This is a genomic window from Bartonella sp. AP258QHHD, assembly GCF_042196145.1.
Classification (GTDB): domain Bacteria; phylum Pseudomonadota; class Alphaproteobacteria; order Rhizobiales; family Rhizobiaceae; genus Bartonella.
The window spans coordinates 1-22,387 of the sequence record NZ_JBHIPR010000034.1 but is presented as its reverse complement, the minus strand read 5'-3'; the positions used below and the strand labels follow the sequence as shown (position 1 = coordinate 22,387).

Sequence of the window (22,387 nt, the reverse complement as noted above, 5' to 3'; positions counted from 1 at the left end):
GCTAAATATGCTTTTACAAATGATTCAATGTGACAGAAATTGCAACTGATGTTTATTAATAGATTGATTTAAAATGATAACTTATATTTTTCATTTGAGTGAAAGAGCCCAATATCATAAAATTTTACGCGTTTTAAATACTCTTATATTGAGTTAATAAAAATCATTTGCTTGCCTATGTTATAAGAGGAATTGGCGTGCGGACAACGTCATTTGAGAAAGAAATACTTCTTATGAAGAGCTTTAATGCAATAAAAGTGCAATATTAGGCGCTGAAAGTATATTGATTTATCTTAAAAACATTGGAAACTTGAAAGTAGGATTCTGCTTTTGGCTTGTAGCTTGTAAAGTAAAGGATGATTCTGGATTTTGCATTATGCCATATATGGGCGCTGTTGTGAAATAAGCTTGGAAGCAAGGAAGAATGTAGGAGTGCGGATAAGATATATAATGGTGTGTTCTTTTTCGTGAATGAAGTAATATTTTTTTTCGTGTTTTTCTTATATTTTATGTGAGTAAAGATTTTTTCTTTTATCCATGAGATGGGAGCTTATGTTGATAGATCACCCGTGGTGAGTACTGTTTTGGGAAGGTTAGGGGACAGGTTGGCTTTCGCTTGCTTTAGCAATTTTTGCCGAAAAATTGCTATGAATCCATTTATGCCGATTCTTTTATAAAGAAATTCTTAGTGTTTAAAATATCCTCTTTTTTTCGTATAATAAATACAACTTTTATCTTTTTGTATTACTGAAGGTGAAAGTTTAGGTATTATATTTTCTGTGAGAGCAGCATTTTAGAGCTATGTCTAGTGGAGATATTTTTCTATATACGTGTATTTCAATATAATGAAATAACACAAGATCGAGACAAAAATGGGTGATTATTCAGTCTTTGAATTTGAATGGTACTCTGGGATATGGTCGTAAATGGAAAGTTCTAAGCAAAACTTTATCAGTCGCAATATAACCAGAAAGTAAAAACAAACTCATTACAATTTTTGAAGATGGTTGGAGCATTTCTTTTAGAGCTCATAATGCATCCAGTAAAGTAGAAGCTTCTTTAAAATTCGATATTCAATTTGTGGGATTATCTTCTCAGGTTGTTAGCCATCAAATTCCAATGGTTTAATGATAGAAATAATTTTTTAAATGTAATCGTTGCTGATTCAAGGCAGGTTTATTTCTTATGAATATGAGTTCTTTTATCACTAAAAAGTATTTCTAATTGTTTTGTTATGGCGTCGGCAAGTTCTTCAGCATTCATAATTGTTACAGCACGTTGGTAATAACGTGTGACGTCATGACCAATTCCAATGGCAATGAGTTCAATAGGGGAGTGTGTTTGGATTTCTTGAATCACTGCGCGTAAGTGTTTTTCTAAATAATTGCTGGAGTTGACCGATAGTGTCGAATCGTCAACAGGAGCGCCATCAGAAATGACCATGAGGATACGACGTTGTTCACGCCGTGATAAAAGGCGTTGATGAGCCCAAATTAAAGCTTCTCCGTCGATATTTTCTTTTAATAATCCTTCTTGCATCATTAAACCTAAATTGCGTCGTGCGCGACGCCATGGGGTATCAGCACTTTTATAGATGATATGGCATAAATCATTGAGGCGTCCAGGATTATGGAGTTTGTTTTGGGTAAGCCATTGTTCGCGCGATTTTCCCCCTTTCCAAGTTTTGGTGGTAAAACCTAAAATTTCAACTTTGACACCACAACGTTCAAGAGTTTGTGCCAAAATATCAGCACAACTTGCAGCAACGCTAATGGGGCGTCCGCGCATTGAGCCAGAATTATCAATGAGGAGTGAAACAACTGTGTCCCGAAATTGGGTGTTGCTTTCCATTTTAAAAGAAAGGGGTTGCATGGGGTCAATAATTAGACGTGGAAGCCGTGTTGTATCAAGATATCCTTCTTCAAGGTCAAAGTTCCAGTTGCGATTTTGTTGCGCCATCAAGCGGCGCTGGAGACGGTTTGCTAAACGTCCAACGATGTTTTGCAGATGATTGATTTGCTTATCAAGATAACGGCGTAAGTGATCTAACTCGTTTTCAGAACAAAAATCTGTTGCTTCCAAAATTTCATCAAATTGACGGGTGAAGATTTTATAATTGCCAAGTCTTTGCATTTGTTCCGAATCAGAAAAAAGGTGTTTGGGTTTGCTCGGCTTTTCTTGCCAAGGTCCATTTTTTTGCTCGCCGTCAGCTTGATCATTGTTGTTTGATTGTGTCGCTTGTGTTTTTCCATCATCTTGCACATCACTTTCTTGTTCAGTGCTGGTTTGTTCTTCACTTTGAGCGTGTTTTTTGTTTTTACTCTCTTCTTCTCTTTGGTCTTGAGGTTCACACGCATTTTTTAATTTTTTATTGTTTTCACTGTTAGAAGCTTCAGCTTGTTGCACTGTCATTTTGAGTGTAACAAGCATTTGGCGAACAATCTGTGCAAAAGCTTGTTGGTTGTAAATATGATGTGGGAGTTCATTGAGTTGTGATGCTGCTTTTTGTTCGAGTTCTTTACGCCACAATTCTAAGACAGAACCCGCTTCTCTTGGAGCTGCGCGCTTTGTTATTTTTTCACGCAATAAAAGTGCAATCGCTTCTTGGATGGGGGCTTCACTTTGGTTGCTAATTTTATGATAATGGGCTCTTTTGTATTTATCGGCGAGCATGACATCAAGATTTTTTGCAAGTCCCTCCATGGCTAAAGTACCAATTGCTTCAACACGTGTTTGTTCGAGGGCATCAAAGACAGCACGTGCTTCTGATTCTAGTGGAGAAAATTGCATGTGAATGCGGTTGTCATGCCATGCTTTGCGCAGAGCCATGGAATCACCTAGTCCGCGGGTAATAGTGATGTCTTTATTCGTTGCGTATTGAGGTAATTCTGGTAAACGCGCGCAACTTTCGCTTAAAGATGGTCGGTTATGACTAAAGGAAACTTCAAGGTTGTTTGTGCCTGCAATCGCACGCATACAGGTGGAAAGTGCTTTTTTAAAAGCTTCAGCATTAAGAGTGTTGTTGGAAGAATCTTTTGCCGGATTTTTGTTGTCGCCAATATCGGTAGCCATGAGTGACAGATTCCTTAAGGCGAAACACCATGAATGAGTGATTCGGGAAGCTCTTGTCCAAAGGCGCGTTGATAAAATTCTGCAACAGTGGCACGTTCGAGTTCATCACATTTATTGAGAAAGGTTAATCGGAAGGCAAAGCCGACATCTTGAAAAATTGTTGTATTTTCTGCCCAAGTAATGACGGTACGTGGACTCATGACAGTTGAAAGATCTCCATTGATAAAAGATTGGCGTACCATATCAGCAACATGAACCATTTGTGAAATTGTCTTTTTTCCCTCAGCCGTTTGAAAAGATTTGACCTTTGAACAAATGATATTAACCTCTTTATCATGGGGTAAATAATTGAGTATCGTAACAATAGACCAGCGGTCCATTTGAGCTTGATTGATCTGTTGGGTACCATGATAGAGACCGGTTGTATCACCAAGACCAATGGTGTTTGCCGTTGCAAAAAGACGAAATGCTGGGTGTGGAGAGATGACACGGCTTTGATCAAGTAAGCTTAGTTTTCCAGAGGTTTCAAGAACGCGTTGGATGACAAACATAACATCGGGACGCCCCGCATCATATTCGTCGAAAACAAGAGCAATATTATTTTGATAAGCCCATGGCAAAATGCCCTCTTTAAATTCAGTGATTTGTAAGCCATCTTTTAAAACGATAGCATCTTTTCCTACAAGATCGATACGACTTACATGACTATCGAGATTAATGCGAAGACAAGGCCAGTTAAGACGTGCAGCAACTTGTTCAATATGCGTTGATTTCCCTGTACCGTGATAGCCAGAAACCATTACACGGCGGTTAAAGGTAAAACCTGCGAGAATCGCTAAAGTTGTTTGCTGATCAAAAAGATAATCAGGATCGATATCAGGAACATGGGGACTTTTTGTGCTAAAAGCAGGGACTTTCAGATCTGTTTCAATATGAAATAGATCGCGAGCACAAAGTGTAATATCGGGCAAATTTTCAACGGTAAGATTTGTCATTATGTTTCTGGAAGGGAGAGGACGCTATTTATTCATTAGAAACGATACAAGAGTTAAAGTATTTATGCAATGCTCTATAATGAGAGCCTTAGATATTGAAGAAAGATTTTTTTACGTATTCTATAATGTTTTGCAAAAAAAGTAACATTTTGCGCAAATAATGATGGTCTAAATGAAAATAGACTCATATAAGCGCATGTTTTCAGCACAAACCAGACTTTTTTAGCAAATTGTAAGCATGTAAAACATCACGAAAGCGCTCTTCTGAAGCACGATTACCACCATTGGAATCAGGATGGTGCTTTTTTACCAACTCTTTATATTTCATTTTGATGTCTTCTGCTGAAGCGTTTGCCTGTAGTCCCAGTGTATCAAAAGCTTTTGCTTCTAAGGGCTTTAATTTTCGTGAGAACTTATTGTTTGAATGCTGCCCAGTAAAAAGCGTGAAGGGATCGCGCATGCGATTTTGATAGGCAGCTGTTCCAGAGCGAATCTTTGCATAATTCGCGGCTGTTTTTTTCGATGTACCATTGCTCAGATCTGTAGGCCATGTCGGACGATGTCCTGTGAGAGCATCCTTTTGAAATTTTGCGATATCTTTATTGCTAAGACCAGAGAAGTAATTAAAATTTTTATTATAGGCGCGTACGTGTTCAATACAAAAATATAAATATTGTCCTTCGTGATTTCGACCTGCTGGTGCTTTATGGGACCCTGTTTTTTCACAACCTTCCCACTGACACTGTTGTGCTTCTGGCTCAGCTTTTTGTTTTTTATTTGAGCTTATGCGAATTGAATCGAATAATTTAGATGTTATTGTCATATTATTGGTTTATGCAAAATTGATTAATTTTACAAGAATTGACTTTTGAAAAATTTGTTTTCACACTTATTCTATTATGAAAAAGGTGTATTTTTGCACGTTCATTTTGTTTGAGGAATGAAAAATGTTTATAGAAACAATAATTCAGAGAAAGCTTCAGGATGCTTTTCATCCGCAAAAGCTTGAAGTGATTAACGAAAGTCATCTTCATGAGGGGCATCCTCATAATGAACATGCTTTTGATGGTAAAGGAGAAACACATTTTCGAGTGAAAATTTTATCTTCTTCTTTTTCTAATATGACACGCGTAGAAATACATCGAGCGATTTATAAAGTTTTACAAGAAGAGTTAGCTACTTGTGTTCATGCTTTGGCACTTGAGGTTGAAACACTCTAATTTTTTGATGAGACGTTTTTAGGAACGGGGATGGGCCTTTTGATAGATTTTTAACAAATGGTCTGTATCTACGTGGGTATAGATTTGTGTGGTGGAAAGACTAGCGTGCCCAAGAAGTTCTTGAATCGTGCGTAAATCTCCCCTCCGTGATAAAAGATGGGTGGCAAAAGAATGGCGCAGTGTATGAGGCGTTGCAGTTTCTGGTAAACCAAGGCTTGCTCGTAAGTTGCGTACAGTTTTCTGAATAATGGCGGGCTGTAGGGGACCGCCTCGCGCCCCACGAAATATGGGTTGGTTATCCAATAAAGGATATGGGCAACATTTGAGATAATTTTGTACAGCTTCGTAAACAATTTTGATGAGAGGAACAAGGCGTGTTTTGCCGCCTTTTCCTGTTATAAATAAACTTGTTTTTTTAGGATCAGAAAATTGTTCTGGTGTGAGGCTTAAGGCTTCTGATATTCGCATTCCACAGCCATAAAGAAGCATGAGGACAGCAGCATTACGAGCGCTAATCCAAGGTTCATTTTCCAGTTGATTTTCTTGTTTGACTATGTGAAGTGCTGATTTTATCGCTAAAGGTTTTGGGAGCAATTTGGGGTGTTTGGGGCTTCGGATAAGTTGAGCCGCGGGAACATTGACGATTCCTTCACGTGATAAGTATTTGAAAAAAGAACGGATGCCTGCCACCCCTCGGCTTAAAGAGCGCGCACTTACATTGTTTGTACGCCGATAAGCAAGATAAGCACGCAAGTCACTGATGCGTAAATGAGAAAGATCTGTAAGGGTTGGTGTATGATTTAAGTGCTGACAGAGAAAAGACAAAAATTGCCGCGTATCACGTTCATAGGCTTGCACTGTTTGTGCTGACATACGACGTGTTTGGGTAAGACACTCTAACCAATTTTTCCTTGCTTTTAAAATTGCATGGTCTGCTGGAATAAGAGGAATATTTTCATCTTTTCTCTTGTCGTTTTTGATAGGCATTATCTAGTTGAGAGTTTCTTTCTTTTTAGATTTTTCATCGTTAGAATGACCATTCTTGTTTTGGGGTTGCTCTTCACGATTGATAAGTTGCTTTTCACCTTTGAGAGAGAGTATTTTCACAAGATTGTGTGTTGACATCAAATGCGCAAAAATTAATCCTAAAAAGCCATTTTTATGAAGTTTGGCAAGTTGGCTTGCTGATAATTTATTCAATTTTTCTTCATCAACAACCCAAAAATGTTCCAATTGCGCTGAGAGACCTTTATCGTTTTTCACATTGATGGATTTTTGGCTTAGAAGATCCATTTCTACAAGAGCATCAATAAACTCAGAGGTTTTCTCCATAGCGATTTTAAAACTTTCAAGAAAGCGAATACGTTCTTCCATAAAAGGAGAAATAGAGCCATCGGAATTAAAAAGTTCTGTTCCTGCAACTTCATTAAACATACCGGACTGTTGATCAAAGCAGACAGAAAGTTCTTTTTCATTGCTAATTTGTGCCAAAACAAAAGGATAGCGACGGACAAAAGCTGGAACATAAGTATTGTTTTTCCAACTTTTATCAGAAGCGATATAGTCATTTTCGTCATTAGAAAGACCGACAAGAGCTGCGGATGTGTAGTGCCGTTTTTTTGTTCATCTTCGGCGCACATAAATAAAATAGGATAGTCTAGCGCTGCTTGAAAATATTCAGTACTTGCTAAAGGAACCCAATGAGTATCCTTGGCAAAAGACATATCAGTTGGAGGAGCAAATTTTAGATTTTTATGGGAAATTTTGTTGATTGGTGTGATATCTTTGTAAAATAGCATAATATTTGCCATAAGACTTTCTCCTTTATTAATTTGTTTTTTGTTACCAAGAAAGGTCTTTTAGAAGATTGTCTCATATGGCAACAAGATTGAATAGAAAACTATAAGATTGAAGGGTTCATTTTTGAGAGATAATATTTTTGCATGAAGTATAATAAAGAAAAGCTTAAAAATAAAGTCTATCTTGCCATTATTGGTATGCCTCATGGTATAAAAGGAGATGTTTTTGTTAAAATTCTAAGTGCTGAGCCACAGCGTTTCAAGTTTTACAGCACTCTTTATGATGATATGGGGCGTTCTTATGAAATTGTAACTCTTCGCATACAAAAAAATAAGGCGATTGTACGTTTTAAAGGGGTAGAAAATCGTAATGCGGCTGAGTCTTTAAAAGGGATTCGCCTTTATGTGACGCGTGATCAATTAATTGATGATTTGATGGAGGATGAGTTTTATCAAGTCGATTTAATAGGCTTGTGTGTCCAAGATTGTGGGGGGAAAATCTTAGGTGAAGTGTGTGGTTTTTTTAATTTCGGGGCTGGTGATTTGCTTGAAATACGTTTGAATACAGGTAAAAGAGTTCTTATTCCCTTTAGTAAGGCGGCAGTACCAGAAATTTGTATGGATTCTGGTTTTCTTGTTGTTGATCCCATGGCCGCTGGTTTAATTGATGGGGAGACAATGATAAAAAGGAAATAGCTTGAATCTAAAAATAAAGATGAAGGTAAAAAACAACAGATGAATTTCGTCAATAAAAAGTGGAATGTGTGAAAATATTAAAAATGCTCTTTTGAGCAGATATTGTAAGCACTTTATCTCGAAATAGTCCTGAATTTTTAGAGTCTTTTTTAGTGCAAGTATTTAGAAGGATCGTATTAAATATGGCGCAGATCAAGAAGACTCAGATTAACGCTATAGCGTTAAAAGTCTTGTTTGTGCTATTTTTGCTATTAAGAGTCTGTTTAAGAAAATAAGGATAAGAAATAAAATGAAATTTCAGGCGCGCGTTTTAACCCTTTATCCTGAAATGTTTCCTGGTTTTTTAGGGTATTCTTTAGCAGGGCAAGCTTTAGAGCGTGGAATTTGGTCACTGGAGACGGTACAGATTAGGGATTTTGCTTTAGACAAACACCATAGCGTTGATGATAAACCTGCTGGTGGGGGAGCTGGTATGGTAATGCGGGCGGATGTATTGGCGGCTGCTCTTGATTGCTGTCCACAGGATTCGCCAAGATTGTTGATGAGTCCACGTGGGCGTCCTTTTGACCAAGCTTACGCGCATAGCTTGGCTCGTGATACGGGTGTAACGTTAGTTTGTGGACGTTTTGAAGGGGTTGATGAGCGAGTCATAGAGGCACGAGAACTAGAAGAAGTCTCTATTGGTGATTATATTCTTTCAGGGGGTGAAACAGCCGCATTGGTTATCTTAGATGCTATTATACGTCTTCTGCCTGGAGTGATGGGGAATGCAGCTTCTGCAAGGTGTGAAAGTTTTGAAAATGACTTGCTGGAACATCCGCAATATACCCGCCCTTCTCTTTTCGAAGGGCGGGGTATTCCGCCTGTATTGCTCTCAGGTCATCACAAAGCGATCGCAGATTGGCGTCAAAGCCAAGCCGAATTGTTAACACGTCAACGTCGCCCTGATCTTTATGCGCGTTATAATAAAAATCATCAGAAAACTTGATTCATATGATAAGGTGGTGTATTGCATGGCTCTCTTTTTAGAGAGTTTTTTATAAAAGGTTTTCTGTAGTTCCAAAATTAAAATGAAGGAATGGTGTATTCGCTCCTGTGTAAGACATAGCCTAAAGAGCTCCTTATTCTTAATAAAGGCTTTTTTGGTAAGAGTTGAGCGCTCTGACTGTTCGATAAAGAACATGAAGGATAAAAGAAATGAATATTATCGCACAGCTTGAAGCTGAACAATGTGCAAAAATTGAAGAAAAGCGCCAATTTCCAGCATTTCAGCCAGGAGATACAGTCCGTGTTATGGTGCGTGTGACAGAAGGTACACGGACGCGTGTTCAGGCTTATGAAGGTGTCTGTATTGCGCGTTCAGGCGGTGGGTTGAATGAGACCTTTACAGTACGCAAGATTTCTTATGGTGAAGGGGTGGAGAGGGTATTTCCTGTTTATTCTCCTTTGATTGAAGGTGTTGAGCTGGTGCGCCGTGGTAAAGTGCGCCGTGCAAAACTCTATTATCTACGTGGCTTGAGAGGTAAAGCTGCACGTATCGCTGAAAAGAGAGATTATCGGAAAAAAGCTGAAAAGGTTGTTGAGAAAGTAGAAGCAGCATCTGTCAGCACAGATGTTGAAAAGCAAGTTTCTGAGTAAAGATTATATCGGCTAAACTTTATGCAAAAGCGGCTTTTATGCCGCTTATTTGTGTCTTTCTTGATTCGTTTTGCCTTTTAAAAGGCTTGGAGTGGACATAAAAATGTTCAATCTATCAATTTTTCCTCTTTTTATGCTTAATTATGGGTGCAGTTTAAGAGACTATTGCGTATATCGTGAATACTCAAAAGGATAAGTTTAATCTGAAAAAATGTCTGTTTATATTTGGAAAAGATTTTAGACCTTTGACGTGAAGATAAAAGTGTATTAGATTAAGGCGAGTTTTGCGGATCATATCCAGGGAGTAATCGGTTTTTTTATGCGTGACCTTTAATCCGTTATTTGAGACAACCGACCTGTAATATCGGTATCTTGAGATGCCAAACAAGTAAAAACGAGAGAGTATGTTTAGTCGTTTTGCGCGAACTTTCTCGTTCATTGCGGTTGCAAAAACCAGGTCAGGATATTTTATGATAAACCAGGTCAGGATATTTTATGATAGAGACAACTAGGATAAAAGAGCGCCCTCGTTCCCCTCATATAAGTATTTATCGTTGGACAATTACTATGGCCATGTCCATTGCACACCGCATTACGGGTATGGCACTTTATGTTGGAACGGTTTTTCTTGCTGTTTGGTTAATTGCTATTGCGTGTGGCGAGGAGACATTTAGAACAGTTTACGAAATTTATAGTTCTTGGTTTGGATTGTGTATTTTGTTTCTTTATACTTTGGCAGGGGTTCATCACATGGTTGGTGGTGTTCGCCACATTGTTTGGGATCTGAAGCCTTGCCTTTTGGCAAAAGAAAAGGCAACAGTCACTGCTTGGGCGACAGTGTTTATTTCTCTTATTGTTACTTTTGCGATTTGGATTATTGGATATACCGTTGTTTAGCTGGGGGTGAAAAGAGACATGAAAAAAGATTTTCGAACGGAACTTGGAAAAGTACGGGGGCGTGGCAGTGCTCATGAAGGAACAGAGCATTTTTGGCTAGAACGTTTGACGGGGTTTATCAATCTACCACTTTTGATATTTTTTATTGTTCTTATTCTTTCGCTTGTGGGAAAGGATTATAGTATTGTGCGTGCAAGACTTGCACATCCTATTGTTGCTATTTTGATGGGATTGATGACTTTTTCGGTCCTTTATCATATGAAACTTGGTATGCAGGTAGTGATTGAAGATTATATTCCACGTGAAGGTTTTCGGATATTCTTTTTGACGTTAAATATTTTATTTTGTTTTCTCATAGGTGGTATCATTATTTTTTCTCTTTTGAAAATTGCATTAGGGGGTTAAACAAGTATGGCGGGTACAGGATCATCTCTGGGTGCTAAAGCAGGTAACGCCCCTTATCGCACTGTAGATCATAAATTTGATGTTGTTGTTGTTGGGGCAGGTGGTGCAGGATTACGTGCGACACTGGGTATGGCAGAACAAGGATTAAAGACAGCTTGTATTACGAAGGTTTTTCCAACGCGCTCACATACGGTTGCAGCACAAGGGGGAATTGCTGCATCGCTTTCAAATATGGGACCTGACAATTGGCAGTGGCATTTATATGATACCGTGAAAGGTTCTGATTGGTTGGGCGATACCGATGCAATGGAATATTTGGTGCGTAATGCTCCTGCTGCTGTGTATGAATTAGAACATTATGGCGTTCCTTTTTCGCGAACGCAAGAAGGCAAAATTTATCAGCGTCCTTTTGGTGGACATACGACACAATTTGGTGAAGGTCCGCCTGTTCAGCGTACTTGCGCAGCAGCTGACCGTACAGGCCATGCCATTTTGCATACGCTTTATGGACAAAGCTTAAAGCATAATGCGCAATTTTTTATTGAATATTTTGCACTCGATCTCATCATGACGGATGGGGTTTGTACGGGGGTTGTGGCATGGAATCTCGATGATGGTACAATACATCGTTTTTCTGCCAAAATGGTTGTTCTTGCAACCGGTGGTTATGGACGCGCTTATTTTTCTGCGACATCGGCGCATACCTGTACGGGTGATGGTGGTGGAATGATCGCACGTGCTGGATTGCCACTTCAGGATATGGAGTTTGTGCAATTCCATCCGACAGGGATTTACGGTTCTGGCTGCTTAATTACAGAAGGAGCTCGTGGTGAAGGAGGCTATTTAATCAATTCTGAAGGTGAACGCTTTATGGAGCGTTATGCACCTTCCTTTAAGGATTTGGCTTCACGTGACTTGGTTTCGCGTTGTATCACACTTGAAATTCGTGAAGGGCGTGGCGTTGGACCTAAGAAGGATCATATTCATTTGATTCTCAATCATATTGATCCTGCAATCTTGCATGAGCGTTTACCAGGGATTTCAGAATCAGCACGGATATTTGCAGGGGTGGATGTAACAAAAGAGCCTATCCCCATCTTGCCAACGGTTCATTATAATATGGGTGGGATTCCTACCAATTACTACGGGGAAGTTCTCAATCCAACGGCTGATTCGCCTGATCGTATTCAACCAGGGCTGATGGCGGTAGGAGAAGCAGGATGTGCTTCTGTTCATGGAGCTAACCGCTTGGGGTCAAATTCATTAATTGATCTTGTGGTGTTTGGTCGTGCTGCTGCCATTCGCGCGGGTGAAGTTATTGATCGGAATGCAGAAATTCCACCCATCAATGAAGAAGCTGTTGACGAAATTATAGCGCGTTTTGATCGTTTACGTTTTGCACAAGGGGCAATACCAACAGCTGTATTGCGTGAAAAAATGCAACGCACGATGCAAGAAGACGCAGCAGTCTTCCGTACAGAAGATTCTTTGAAACAGGGATGTCAACGGATGAATAAAATCTGGGGGGAATTGTCGGATCTCAAAGTCACAGATCGTTCTCTGATATGGAATTCTGATTTGGTTGAAACATTAGAGCTTGAAAATCTTATGGCGAATGCAATCATGACTGTTTATTCTGCCGAAGCACGTTCAGAAAGCCGTGGCGCTCACGCTCGTGAAGATTATCCAGAGCGTGATGATAAAAACTGGCGTAAACATACGATTTCACATTTGTCAAAAGAGGGTAAGGTGACATTATCATATCGACCTGTCCATGTGGACCCGTTAACATCTGAAGCTGATGGTGGGATCGATTTAAAGCGCATTGCACCTAAAAAACGGGTTTATTAAGGGGAGAATGAAATATGGTACAAATTAAGCTTCCCAAAAATTCTCAAGTAAAACCGGGAAAGGTTTGGCCTAAACCTGAAGGTGCTACAAAGCTGACGGAATTTCACGTGTATCGTTGGTCGCCTGATGATGAGGAAAATCCTCATTTAGATACTTATTATGTGGATCGTTCTGCTTGTGGTCCTATGATTCTTGATGGGCTTTTGTTTATTAAAAACCATATTGATCCAACTTTGACACTTCGTCGATCATGCCGTGAAGGCATCTGTGGTTCATGTGCGATGAATATTGATGGAACCAATACATTAGCTTGTACCAAAGGGATGGATGATGTAAAACATCCCATTAAGGTCTATCCGTTGCCTTCCATGCCGGTTGTTAAAGATTTGGTTCCTGATTTAAAGCGTTTTTATGCACAACACCGAGTCATTGAGCCTTGGTTGCAAACAGTTTCTCCTGAACCTGCAAAAGAATGGTTACAAAGTCACTCCGATCGCCAAAAAATCGATGGCCTTTATGAATGTATTTTGTGTGCGTGTTGTCAGACTTCATGTCCAAGTTATTGGTGGAACGGTGATCGTTATTTGGGGCCCGCTGTTTTGCTTCAAGCTTATCGCTGGATTGCGGATTCACGTGATGAGATGTGTGGTGAACGTCTTGATAATTTAGAAGATCCTTTCCGCCTTTATCGTTGCCATACGATTATGAATTGTGCGCAAACTTGTCCAAAGGGATTAAATCCAGCGAAAGCGATTGCTGAAATTAAAAAACTCATGGTTGAACGCCGCCTTTGAAAATTTACTGATTGATCAAAATAAAGCGCAAGGTGGGAAATTGTATCTCCTTTTAGCAATTAAATCTCTAAAAGAAGATCGGCTGCTTATAGGGGCGCAGTAGCTATAATCATTCTAAAAGCGAAGTAATCTCTAAAAATTAAGCAATCCTTGTAGAAGCAATCCTTGCAATGGCTGAGCAGAAAACTCATAGTTGAATATTATCTTTGAAATTTGACCGATTAACGAACAGTAAAAAGAAAAATAGAAAATTGTGCATGTTTTTGTGCCTCTTTGAGGCTTAATCTCTAAAAATTTATTGGCTTCTATGAGGCGGTTAGTATAGTTATTATTGCCTTTAAAAAGGCATTAGTCTTTCGAGTAAACTATACTTTAAATAGCGTTCTATGTAAAAACAATAAAATCAATATGCCATGTGTTTTTATTTTTATTAAATTCGCATCATAATTTATACTTTGATGCAGATTTAAGTAATCATTTTTTATAAAAAATGATTACTCTGTATAAATATAGCACAAAAACAAATGCTGATACAAATATTAAACGCATGTAAATTATCTAAATGAAATACAAAGGAGTGATCATTATGACAATTCGTCATTTTACGACACATTTATTGTAATATCGAAAACATTGCTAATATTCAAGGATTAGGAATTTTTGATAATATCATTATATATATAAAGGTCATATTTTTTATTTTAAAGATTGGATTGTTAATCGCATTAAAAAACAAAATTTATAGTTCTCAAAGAATGGAGAACGTAAAATCCCTCTCTATTGTAGAGATAGATCATACAGTTAAGGGGGAAGTAATTTAAAATTATTGTAACGTCATAGATTTAAATTCATTAAAGAGCAGATAAGACGTTTGAAAAATAGCAAATTTATAGGTTTCTCTAAAAATTTAGAAAATGATAGTAAGAATTCTAAGAACACGTGTTGCGAATGTGGAATAAGCGGTGTTTGTAGGTTCGTTTGAGTTGAATAAATTCAATCATCAAAGAAAATATGTTGTATTTTGACGAGTTTCGGAGGTTTTGATTTTATATGTTTTTATCTATAAAAAATAGAGATTTCTAGGTTTAGATCTTATTTATTATGTTAGGGTATTTCATTGTTCTTGTATGTATGCTTAAGAAAGTTGTTTAAGCAGTAAAAGTGTTTTTTATTTTTCAGCATAAAAGATATTTCTTAACATGAAAAAGAGGTGTCCAAGTATTAACGGTATAATCAGTCATTGTTTTGGTATTTATTCTGTTGTGCTGTAAAACACTATCTTATTTAGGATGTGGTAATTAGAGTGGTTAGAAGGTGAAATCTGCTAGGTGAGGGGGCGGATTGTTTGCAGATCAGTGGCGTGTTAAGAGGCTTCGTCCTTTGAGGTGTGATAGGTGGAGTCTGTTAGCCAATTACGTAAATGAGAGAGAAATCTACGTGGACAGGTTTTTAACCTAACCTCTCTTATATATTGTGATAGGAAATTCACATTAATAAGGACTACGGCCGGTTACAGAAAATAGAAATCATTGCGAAAAAACAAGCGTGCTTGTTTTAAAATTTTTAATATTTGTGATCATAAGGGCCTGCGAAATTTCCTGTAGTATCACGCAGACCGTTCGTATTCTCGAGCCAAGAATTGTCCATATATCCTCTTCAATCTGATCTTCACGAATTGATGCAAGAGATGGGTACGAACACCTGTAAGAATAAGCAGATGCAAAGCCAGTTGTATCATTATTGTTGCTTTGCAGAGTGTTTGATAAAAATCTGGAACATTTCTCCAATTCATTGCCGGTTTATTAATGACTTTATGGCGTTGTTTTTTTAAAAGAGCTTTTGCTGTTGCAGCTTTTACTTATCAGATGGGAGTTAAGAGTATTATGTATCTCTGTTGGCGCAATCTTTGAAAGTTGCTTACAGCCGCCTAATTTGAGGAGAATATGAAGCTGTAAAGGTGCAAACCAGTTTCCATTTTTAGCATCATTTTTTAATTCTGCTTTACGGCTTTCAAAAGCATCTAGAGTAATGTCTTTTAAATAATAGAGATTACACATTGCTTCACGCTTTTGTTTCTCTCGTTCTTTAATAAGATCAAAACCCTTATGTAAAACAGAACGCCCCGAACCAAATACACTTTGCTTGTCAATTTGCACGCTTGTTTTTAAGAAACCTTTCTTTAAGGTGCCTAAGCTTATTTCACTACAGAGTTCGTGGATGGTATAATGGTAAAGCCCCGATGAATAATATAAAATTTATAGAGCATCTCCATTTTTACACTTCATAAAAGAACAAGTTGGGCGCCATTAGACACTTTGCAAACTCCCAATGTTGTGACAATTTTTGGCATTTTGGATGGTTTATAAAAGGCATTTTTAGTGCTTTTTTGTACAGTTTCATTCTATACGGCTTTATTTACTTATAATGTGCAAGAGACATGGTTTTGGTTAATAAACAGCTTTGAAATGAGAGAATCCTACGGTACTAAGATCTTTTATCCAACACGCAAAATAATGAACACTCTTTATAAGACAATGTGATGCATCTTAAGAAGAGTGATTGTAGATCTGTTCTTTTAGGAATTTTTGCTTTTTGTGGTGCAGAGAAGAGAGCAGGAATATTCAGAGTAGAGCTTACCTTATGTAGTCTATGGATATCATCTTTAGGAGAGGGACATAAGCCACGTGATATGGTTAGCAAAGCTTGCTTAAGAGAAATTTGGTTGTTTACGAACAACTGGAGGTTAAGAATCTTTCTTCGTCCGAAGAAGACGTCGTATATACTACTATACTTTTTATTACCAAATAGAACGTGGTTTATGGATGCTAAATCGAAATGATAATTTATTTCGTATGAGGTTTTCCGTATTTGGAGATTGTTTGGTTAAAAAACATATTTATTAATCACTTGAAAATAGCGCTTAGAATTTTTAAACGATAAGTTTTGGTCTTGATGACGATAATTATTTGTGATGATCGAAAGTACCTATTTTACGAAGCTTTCATTGATAGGCGAATCAAAATTTATTCTTTTCTTTTGTTTAAATATTTATTTTGCAGCTATTTTTTCTTTTTTGCATCAAAGATACTTTTTCAAAAGGTAAATGGAAAGAATGATCAAAGGCAAGAGAATAAAGAGAACCTTATGTATAATTTGGTTTTCTCGTAGAGTTGTTGTCTATTAACTTTTTTCCTCATGAAGAGTGTAGAAAATCCATCGGAGAAGCAAAGAGAATAGGAAAAGTTAAATAAATAGCCGTAACAATTAGTTACGGCTATTTTTGTTTGCTTCATATTACCGAGAGAGGAAGCTCCCCTTAAGCGATTTTTGATTTAGCAAAAATCGGGTCGTAAAAGACTTCAGAGAGTTTTCTATCTTTAAAGAACAACACTACGTCAACTGTTGTATAGAGAACGATTTTTATCATTTCTAACTCGAGTTGCCGGCCAATTTCTGATCTTTTAATCAAGGTGGCACATCGCTCAAATGTCTGCAAAGCGCTGTTAGCATGCGTTGTTGTAATCGATCCGGGATGACCAGTGTTGAGCGAATTGAGATATTCCCATGCTTCATTGCCTCGCAATTCAGCGAGAAAAATTCTGTCAGGCGACTGACGCATACACGCATCTAGGCATTCTTCAGCTGAAACACGGCCTACATTGTTACCATAAATCATATGTACATGATTGGGATGATTGGGTAGAAAAAGCTCATGAACATCTTCAATTGTGATAATACGCTCCTCTACAGGGACTTTTTCAATTAAAGAGCGAGCAAATGTTGTTTTACCAGATCCTGTTTTGCCTGCAATAATAATGTTGCGTTTGTGAAGGACGCATTCTTCCAAAAATTCAAGAATTTTTCCCTCACGTTTACTTTGTAAGAGTTGAACTTCAAATGGTTCCAACCGTGTGAAGTCCTGCCTCGATAACAAGTTATTGGCTTCTTTTGCTGAAGGCTTATTAAAACTTACATCAGAAAAATCGTCAAATGCCCCTTCTTCTTTGAGTTCTTCTAACGTTTTAACTATGAGAGAATGTTTACGAATTACAAAGGAAAGAGCACCATCAACAACAGCTGGTGTTTGTATAATTGTACCACGTTGTCCACCAGGCAAGAGCACATAATTAATACTTCTGGGAGCCATACCGTTATAAACGATAATAGCTGTAATAAGCGTTTGCAAAAAAGTGGTTGTTAACTCTGGTACGCTATGTAGTTGCCAACCCTTAAAGCTTTTCGTCCATACTTCACAGGGGCGGCAAATCGATAATTCAGTGATCGTGGGATCTTCTAAAAAACAATCAAGCGGTTGCAGAAGCTGAAAAACTGCTTGATCTTTTTGTATCGGGTTAACGTGTGACGAGACTGTAGACATCGCTGAAATCCAGATCACGAGCAACAAAAATATTTACTCGTTCGCCTTGGTTTTTGTAAAGTGTTGGTGTGATATTGATGGAATTTTGAAGAACATCGATTGCTATAGATTCAGCATTCTGAGCTCCTTTATTTTGTGAGTTATCTTTATTTTCTTTGCTGCTTTTACCAACTTTTCCTCTTACCCATTCTCCTAAATCACCGATAATGCTTACCATAATTGCACTACCAAATCGTTCCCAAAAATGTCTGTCAACCCAGCCACCAATACCCGCTTCACCCAGAGGACCTGTGCCTGGTGAGTCAAGATTGACAACAACACCAGAAGGCGTTTCAATGCGTAACCATTGCACAAACACGCGCGTTTGTCCTTGTTGTATGCCACTTTGGTAAAAACCAACAACTTTAGAACCACGGTCAAGCAAAACAACACGTCCACTCGTGGAATAAATATCGCGTGTTAAATGACACGTCGTCATTCCGGGTTGTGATGTAATGATTTTTGTTTCTAACGTACAATCTATTTGCGTTCCTTGTGTAATCAAAAAGTCACGGTTACGAAGTTGCATCGCATGTGATTGACCTAAACGCACGGGCTGAAGGTTATCAAATAATACGCCATTACCTCTATCATTATTCGATGCTTTATTATTTGTATCTGTAGATCCTTCGCTACCACCGTTGTTAAGGCTAGAACTGAGCATACGTTTGCGTGCTAATTCTTCAGAATCTTGGAGCATATGTGGAGGAATGGCTGTTTGAAGAAGTTTACTCAATGCCGGTGGAATATCCAAGTTTGAATCTTCTGTTTGTGTTGATTTTTCTGCTTCTTCTACAATCTTTGGCTCTTCTATAATCCGAGGGACATAGTTTGGTATAATTTGCTGTACTATTTGTTGTGGTTTTTCTTCCTCAACCTCCACGGTATTACGCATTTTAAAAGCTTTCCAAGTCAAGGCAATCGGTATCGCTACTATGACAATAAGTCCTACCATTAACAATGCACGGGTACCTGGAATTGTTGGACGACGTTCAGAACCTAGTTCGGACCCTCCATAGGTACCTTCAATATGTTTTTGTTCGACGTTGTCCAGTTTTGTACCTTTTCCCTCTCCTTCCTTATTGTCAAACATCATTTTCCTCCTTTATTGATACGATAAACCACCGAAGATACTGTCCCTGTTGTGTTTGGTACGCCATTGGGGTCATAGGCTTCATTAAAAACAGCTAGAGCGCGTTTACCAAGCCGTATAAGCCATTTAGGATTGACCTTATGAACGGCGATAATATCATTAGAACTGCCGATAACGGTGCGTGGTATTAAGCTTTCATTACCTTCAGCATCTACGACATAAATCGATGGCATATCCATGTTAGCGGGAAATTTAAAGTAAGTAATACGCCCATTGTCCCAAGCATTTATCGGAGCAATATCTTGGTGACCACTCATGGTATAACTGAGATTATAGCCGTTGACGCTTTGGTGAAAACCACGTTCAATCGCAAGGCGCCGATTGTTTTCTTCTGACTTTTCATCGTTTGAATCGGGATAATGGAAAGCCAATTCATATGTTGATCCCGCACGGTCATTCCGAAATTGTAGTCGGAATTTATAACTCCGTTTGTCGGTTACAACGATGAGATTGGTATTGGCAAGTTCTGCTTTTGGTTTAATAAAAATATGCCGCCCTTTATGAGCAAAGGCATAGGCTTCAGAATCACCAAAGGCATGAGTTATGTACTGTTCACCTTCTTCAAGAATAATATGTGTTGCCACACCAAGAACTGTTTCAATTTGAACCACATCCGCTTCGTTATATGTTATATAGCGAATGCGGTGATCATATTGTGAATTTGATGGACTTTTGAGCGCCTGCACAGGTACCGTATAAAGAGAAGAAAACGAAGACAATAGAACAACGAACGCAAGTTTTTTCATAACAATCAATTCCTTAATCATTCAACAGTATTTCTGGGTCAGAACGGTAACTTGTTACTTGAAAACCAAGGGGGTTAAGCAATCGATCAGATGATTTCATGGGTGCACCAACATAGGTGTAACCAATTGTTGCAATTTGGTGCTGTTTTGGTCCAGTAGCAGCACCGTTGCTGTCAAGTTGCTGAGTCGTAAAACGTACAGTTGCTTGACCTAGTCCATTAGGCTGGATTGATCGTACTTTAACTGTAATACGTGCTTTGTTGGAAAGCACTTTGTCCCGTGCATTTTCTCCATCATAGATTTTATAATATTCTTGTTGAACAGATGCCGCACTTAAAAGTGCTGTTGTGTCATAGTTCAGTTGAATAGTATCGTAGTCGTAAGTTTCGCGGTTAAGTACATATTGGTTTAGCCAATATCTATCTACAACTTCACCATAGCTTTCTTCGTGTTCACGCATGATTGAGATAACATCAACTGCACCCGTCGTATTATCAACGCGCAATACTAAGGGAGTTGGAGCTGGTTGAGAAAATCCAACAACTCCACATATCATACCGAATAAGCCAAAAAGACCCACAGTACTCGCAACACGCCATGCCGTTCTGCGCGACCTTATAAATTCATTGATAAGATCACGTTCTAAGCCACGGCTTTCTTCATAATAACTTCTAAGTTGTTCGGCTTTCACTGGTTTTGCTTGTTTTGTTTTCATCTGTCTCCTCGCTTGATTTCGGCAGGGATTGTTTTATTAATAGGCACGCGGTTCCTATCATTAGGCTGTTTTAGCTTTGGTGCTAATGCACAAGCCGATAAAAGGTTTGCAATCAAAATTATAAGAATGATCGACTTCATTTTANTTTTTTTTCATGATCAAAAATTTTCATATCAAGTTCGCGTCTTTTCCTTTTGATAAGTGATTGCTCAGCGTCACGTAAATGCGCTACCATTTCCATCTTTATAAATTCATTTTGGATCATGGCTAACGAACCATCGATATGTGCTTGAAGATCTGCAGTATCTTTCAGGTTTTCTTTTTTTGAACTTCATCTAATAGATCTCTGAGGTATTGAAAACGATTTTCTACGTTTTCAAAAGTTTCTAAACTTACAGCTTTATCTAGTATCGATGCAAATTGTAAACGCTCTGAAATAGTTTTGCCCATTTGATCAAAAGGCCCAGAAACTTTGTTTTCGTCCTCTAGTACCTCTTGATATGATTTCCTTGAAAGCTTATCACTCTTATAGAGCGCTTCTGGCTCTTTGAGAAAAAAACTAGAAAAGTCTATTTGCTTTGGGTTTGTTTTCTGACTCTTTGTTATAGCTTGATAGGTTTTTTCTGTTTGCGAAAGTTGTTCTTTTTTCAACTCAAGCTGTTTTTTTAAGAGCTCAATAATTTCCCCTTTTTTTAATAGATTAGTAAGCTCCAGATATTTTGCTGATGGAGCAGATACGAAAGTTGATTTAGGTACCTGAGCTGTGGGAGATATTGGAGGTGTGTTAGATGGCTTAGAGCCACTAGGTTTGGACGGTACGCGATTTCTCATCGTTCCAAAATTAGAAAGGTCAATTTTAATATCGGGTGGAAGTTTACGTGGTGGCTCATAGCCTTTTGGTGGTTTTGGTTTATAATTGTTGCTTGAATCGAGATTTCCTGACCCTATAGTAGGAACTGCAAAACGGCTATGACCTCCTCCTTGCTTAGTAAGAGTGTTACTTCTTGCTAAGTTTGTTGTTCCAAGAAAAGCACTAATCGCTATGATAATAATCAGCTTTTGCATATTTCACACCTTTTAATTTTCACATATTTAGAAAGACTGACCATTACATTATTAACTTCATAAATCAGTTTATGAGATTCCGTTGTCTCCTCGCTTGATTTTGGCAGGGATTGTTTTATTAATTAGGCACACGGTTCCTATCATTGGGCTGTTTTAGCTTTGGTGCTAATGCACAAGCCGATAAAAGGTTTGCAATCAAAATTATAAGAATGATTAACTTCATTTTGATATGACTCTTTTTACTGTTATATACATTCTGATATTTGTTGTCATTATTATAATTTTGACACTAAAGTAAAGTGTATAGTTTACGATAATTTATCTTTTCTTAATTTCATTTTTTAATTTATGAAAATAGCTCAATTTCAGTGCAAATATTTTTTACTTTAGGATTGGATATCCTTATTATTTTGTCATATGGATATTAGGGGCGTTTGTTACGGGAACCATTGCTTTTTATCTCATCTAGTTTTTATGTCTCCATAGATGTCCAAATGTAATGCCTTTTGCGAGAGAAGTGGCCATGCTTGATAGTTTGAGTAACAGCATGATGGATATAATGGACAAGATGAGAGCTCCCCCAAACATGAATCTTACATTCTGGTCGTAGTCGAGTTTCATATCGCGCAAATAGTTTGCAAAGATATTCATCATCAGATTAAATACAGTTGCTAAGAGTAGAAAGAGGATTATATAATTGGCGACTTGGATTATCCATTGCTCGAAAAGGCGATAAGTTGGTTGCCAGAGCAAAGCAATGATGAAGAATGGTCCCCATCCTACAAGAAGTGTAATAGCGATTTTTGTCAGTAGAACGAGACCCCCACCGATTGCTACGACGAAGCTTGTTGCTAGCAAGATAATGATGCCTAAGAGACTGTAAAGCAGTCCATTGGACTCGAAGAAGACGGTTTCTTGGAAAAG

Annotated in this window: 21 protein-coding genes and 3 pseudogenes; 9 read left to right on the top strand and 15 right to left on the bottom strand. The window is 38.1% G+C overall.

Annotation, left to right across the window (positions count from 1 at the left end):
- Positions 1-981: 981 nt before the first annotated feature.
- Positions 982-1,128 (top strand): annotated as a pseudogene (locus tag ACFIMM_RS03675) (HaeIII family restriction endonuclease); the annotation flags it as partial.
- Between the two features lie 48 nt (positions 1,129-1,176).
- On the opposite strand, the gene cobT reads toward ACFIMM_RS03675, so the two are convergent.
- From cobT to ACFIMM_RS03660, 3 genes are all read right to left on the bottom strand, one after another.
- Positions 1,177-3,072, bottom strand: coding sequence for a cobaltochelatase subunit CobT (gene cobT / locus ACFIMM_RS03670; protein WP_375628610.1), 1,896 nt, complete (start codon positions 3,070-3,072; stop codon positions 1,177-1,179).
- A gap of 14 nt (positions 3,073-3,086) precedes the next feature.
- Entirely contained in the window at positions 3,087-4,067 is a 981-nt protein-coding gene (gene cobS, locus ACFIMM_RS03665) for a cobaltochelatase subunit CobS (protein ID WP_375612717.1), read from the bottom strand.
- Positions 4,068-4,269: 202 nt separating this feature from the next.
- Positions 4,270-4,890, bottom strand: coding sequence for a J domain-containing protein (locus ACFIMM_RS03660; RefSeq protein ID WP_375612239.1), 621 nt, complete (start codon positions 4,888-4,890; stop codon positions 4,270-4,272).
- A gap of 124 nt (positions 4,891-5,014) precedes the next feature.
- On the opposite strand from ACFIMM_RS03660, the gene ACFIMM_RS03655 reads away from it, so the two are divergent.
- Positions 5,015-5,287 (top strand): BolA family protein, encoded by a 273-nt coding sequence (locus ACFIMM_RS03655; protein WP_375612716.1) that lies wholly within the window; start codon positions 5,015-5,017, stop codon positions 5,285-5,287.
- Positions 5,288-5,305: 18 nt separating this feature from the next.
- Here the strand turns inward: ACFIMM_RS03655 and ACFIMM_RS03650 are convergent, their stop codons facing one another.
- Together ACFIMM_RS03650 and ACFIMM_RS03645 are read right to left on the bottom strand one after the other, a co-directional pair.
- Positions 5,306-6,274: a tyrosine recombinase XerC gene (locus tag ACFIMM_RS03650; RefSeq protein WP_375692626.1), complete on the bottom strand. Its 969-nt coding sequence runs from the start codon at positions 6,272-6,274 to the stop codon at positions 5,306-5,308.
- Between the two features lie 3 nt (positions 6,275-6,277).
- Positions 6,278-7,098 (bottom strand): annotated as a pseudogene (locus ACFIMM_RS03645) (SapC family protein).
- A 132-nt stretch (positions 7,099-7,230) separates the two neighbouring features.
- On the opposite strand from ACFIMM_RS03645, the gene rimM reads away from it, so the two are divergent.
- The 7 genes from rimM (at position 7,231) to ACFIMM_RS03610 (ending at position 13,367) form a co-directional block, all read left to right on the top strand.
- On the top strand, positions 7,231-7,782 hold the full coding sequence (rimM, locus tag ACFIMM_RS03640) for a ribosome maturation factor RimM (protein WP_375645284.1): 552 nt from the start codon (positions 7,231-7,233) through the stop codon (positions 7,780-7,782).
- 289 nt (positions 7,783-8,071) lie between these two features.
- Complete coding sequence (trmD, locus tag ACFIMM_RS03635) at positions 8,072-8,770, top strand: tRNA (guanosine(37)-N1)-methyltransferase TrmD (protein ID WP_375612244.1); 699 nt, start codon at positions 8,072-8,074, stop codon at positions 8,768-8,770.
- A 209-nt stretch (positions 8,771-8,979) separates the two neighbouring features.
- The gene (gene rplS / locus ACFIMM_RS03630) at positions 8,980-9,420 is read left to right on the top strand and encodes a 50S ribosomal protein L19 (RefSeq protein ID WP_375612245.1); all 441 of its coding nucleotides are present in this window, start codon (positions 8,980-8,982) and stop codon (positions 9,418-9,420) included.
- A 495-nt stretch (positions 9,421-9,915) separates the two neighbouring features.
- A complete protein-coding gene (gene sdhC / locus ACFIMM_RS03625) occupies positions 9,916-10,317 on the top strand; it encodes a succinate dehydrogenase, cytochrome b556 subunit (protein WP_375606014.1) in 402 nt (133 codons plus the stop codon).
- An 18-nt stretch (positions 10,318-10,335) separates the two neighbouring features.
- A complete protein-coding gene (sdhD, locus tag ACFIMM_RS03620) occupies positions 10,336-10,722 on the top strand; it encodes a succinate dehydrogenase, hydrophobic membrane anchor protein (RefSeq protein ID WP_375612246.1) in 387 nt (128 codons plus the stop codon).
- A 6-nt stretch (positions 10,723-10,728) separates the two neighbouring features.
- Positions 10,729-12,573, top strand: coding sequence for a succinate dehydrogenase flavoprotein subunit (gene sdhA, locus ACFIMM_RS03615; protein ID WP_375682788.1), 1,845 nt, complete (start codon positions 10,729-10,731; stop codon positions 12,571-12,573).
- Positions 12,574-12,587: 14 nt separating this feature from the next.
- Positions 12,588-13,367, top strand: a complete 780-nt coding sequence (locus ACFIMM_RS03610) for a succinate dehydrogenase iron-sulfur subunit (RefSeq protein WP_005774220.1) — start codon at positions 12,588-12,590, stop codon at positions 13,365-13,367.
- A gap of 1,811 nt (positions 13,368-15,178) precedes the next feature.
- Here the strand turns inward: ACFIMM_RS03610 and ACFIMM_RS03605 are convergent.
- From ACFIMM_RS03605 to ACFIMM_RS03560, 10 genes and pseudogenes are all read right to left on the bottom strand, one after another.
- Positions 15,179-15,523: a hypothetical protein gene (locus tag ACFIMM_RS03605; RefSeq protein WP_375682789.1), complete on the bottom strand. Its 345-nt coding sequence runs from the start codon at positions 15,521-15,523 to the stop codon at positions 15,179-15,181.
- A 1,160-nt stretch (positions 15,524-16,683) separates the two neighbouring features.
- Complete coding sequence (virB11, locus tag ACFIMM_RS03600) at positions 16,684-17,745, bottom strand: P-type DNA transfer ATPase VirB11 (protein WP_375612249.1); 1,062 nt, start codon at positions 17,743-17,745, stop codon at positions 16,684-16,686.
- Positions 17,720-18,877: a type IV secretion system protein VirB10 gene (gene virB10, locus ACFIMM_RS03595; protein ID WP_375606219.1), complete on the bottom strand. Its 1,158-nt coding sequence runs from the start codon at positions 18,875-18,877 to the stop codon at positions 17,720-17,722. Before virB10 ends, virB11 begins: the two co-directional genes overlap by 26 nt.
- Entirely contained in the window at positions 18,877-19,683 is an 807-nt protein-coding gene (virB9, locus tag ACFIMM_RS03590) for a P-type conjugative transfer protein VirB9 (protein WP_375606008.1), read from the bottom strand. Before virB9 ends, virB10 begins: the two co-directional genes overlap by 1 nt.
- A 13-nt stretch (positions 19,684-19,696) precedes the next feature.
- Positions 19,697-20,398: a virB8 family protein gene (locus ACFIMM_RS03585; RefSeq protein WP_375606007.1), complete on the bottom strand. Its 702-nt coding sequence runs from the start codon at positions 20,396-20,398 to the stop codon at positions 19,697-19,699.
- Positions 20,395-20,538: a TrwH protein gene (locus tag ACFIMM_RS03580; protein ID WP_273790050.1), complete on the bottom strand. Its 144-nt coding sequence runs from the start codon at positions 20,536-20,538 to the stop codon at positions 20,395-20,397. Before ACFIMM_RS03580 ends, ACFIMM_RS03585 begins: the two co-directional genes overlap by 4 nt.
- The gene (locus ACFIMM_RS03575; protein ID WP_375692625.1) at positions 20,535-20,663 is read right to left on the bottom strand and encodes a hypothetical protein; all 129 of its coding nucleotides are present in this window, start codon (positions 20,661-20,663) and stop codon (positions 20,535-20,537) included. Before ACFIMM_RS03575 ends, ACFIMM_RS03580 begins: the two co-directional genes overlap by 4 nt.
- A gap of 44 nt (positions 20,664-20,707) precedes the next feature.
- Positions 20,708-21,463, bottom strand: coding sequence for a hypothetical protein (locus ACFIMM_RS03570; protein WP_375692624.1), 756 nt, complete (start codon positions 21,461-21,463; stop codon positions 20,708-20,710).
- A 69-nt stretch (positions 21,464-21,532) separates the two neighbouring features.
- Positions 21,533-21,686: pseudogene (locus tag ACFIMM_RS03565) on the bottom strand (TrwH protein).
- Between the two features lie 242 nt (positions 21,687-21,928).
- Positions 21,929-22,387, bottom strand: a 459-nt coding sequence (locus ACFIMM_RS03560; protein ID WP_375692623.1) for a type IV secretion system protein, incomplete at its 5' end; no start/stop codon positions are given.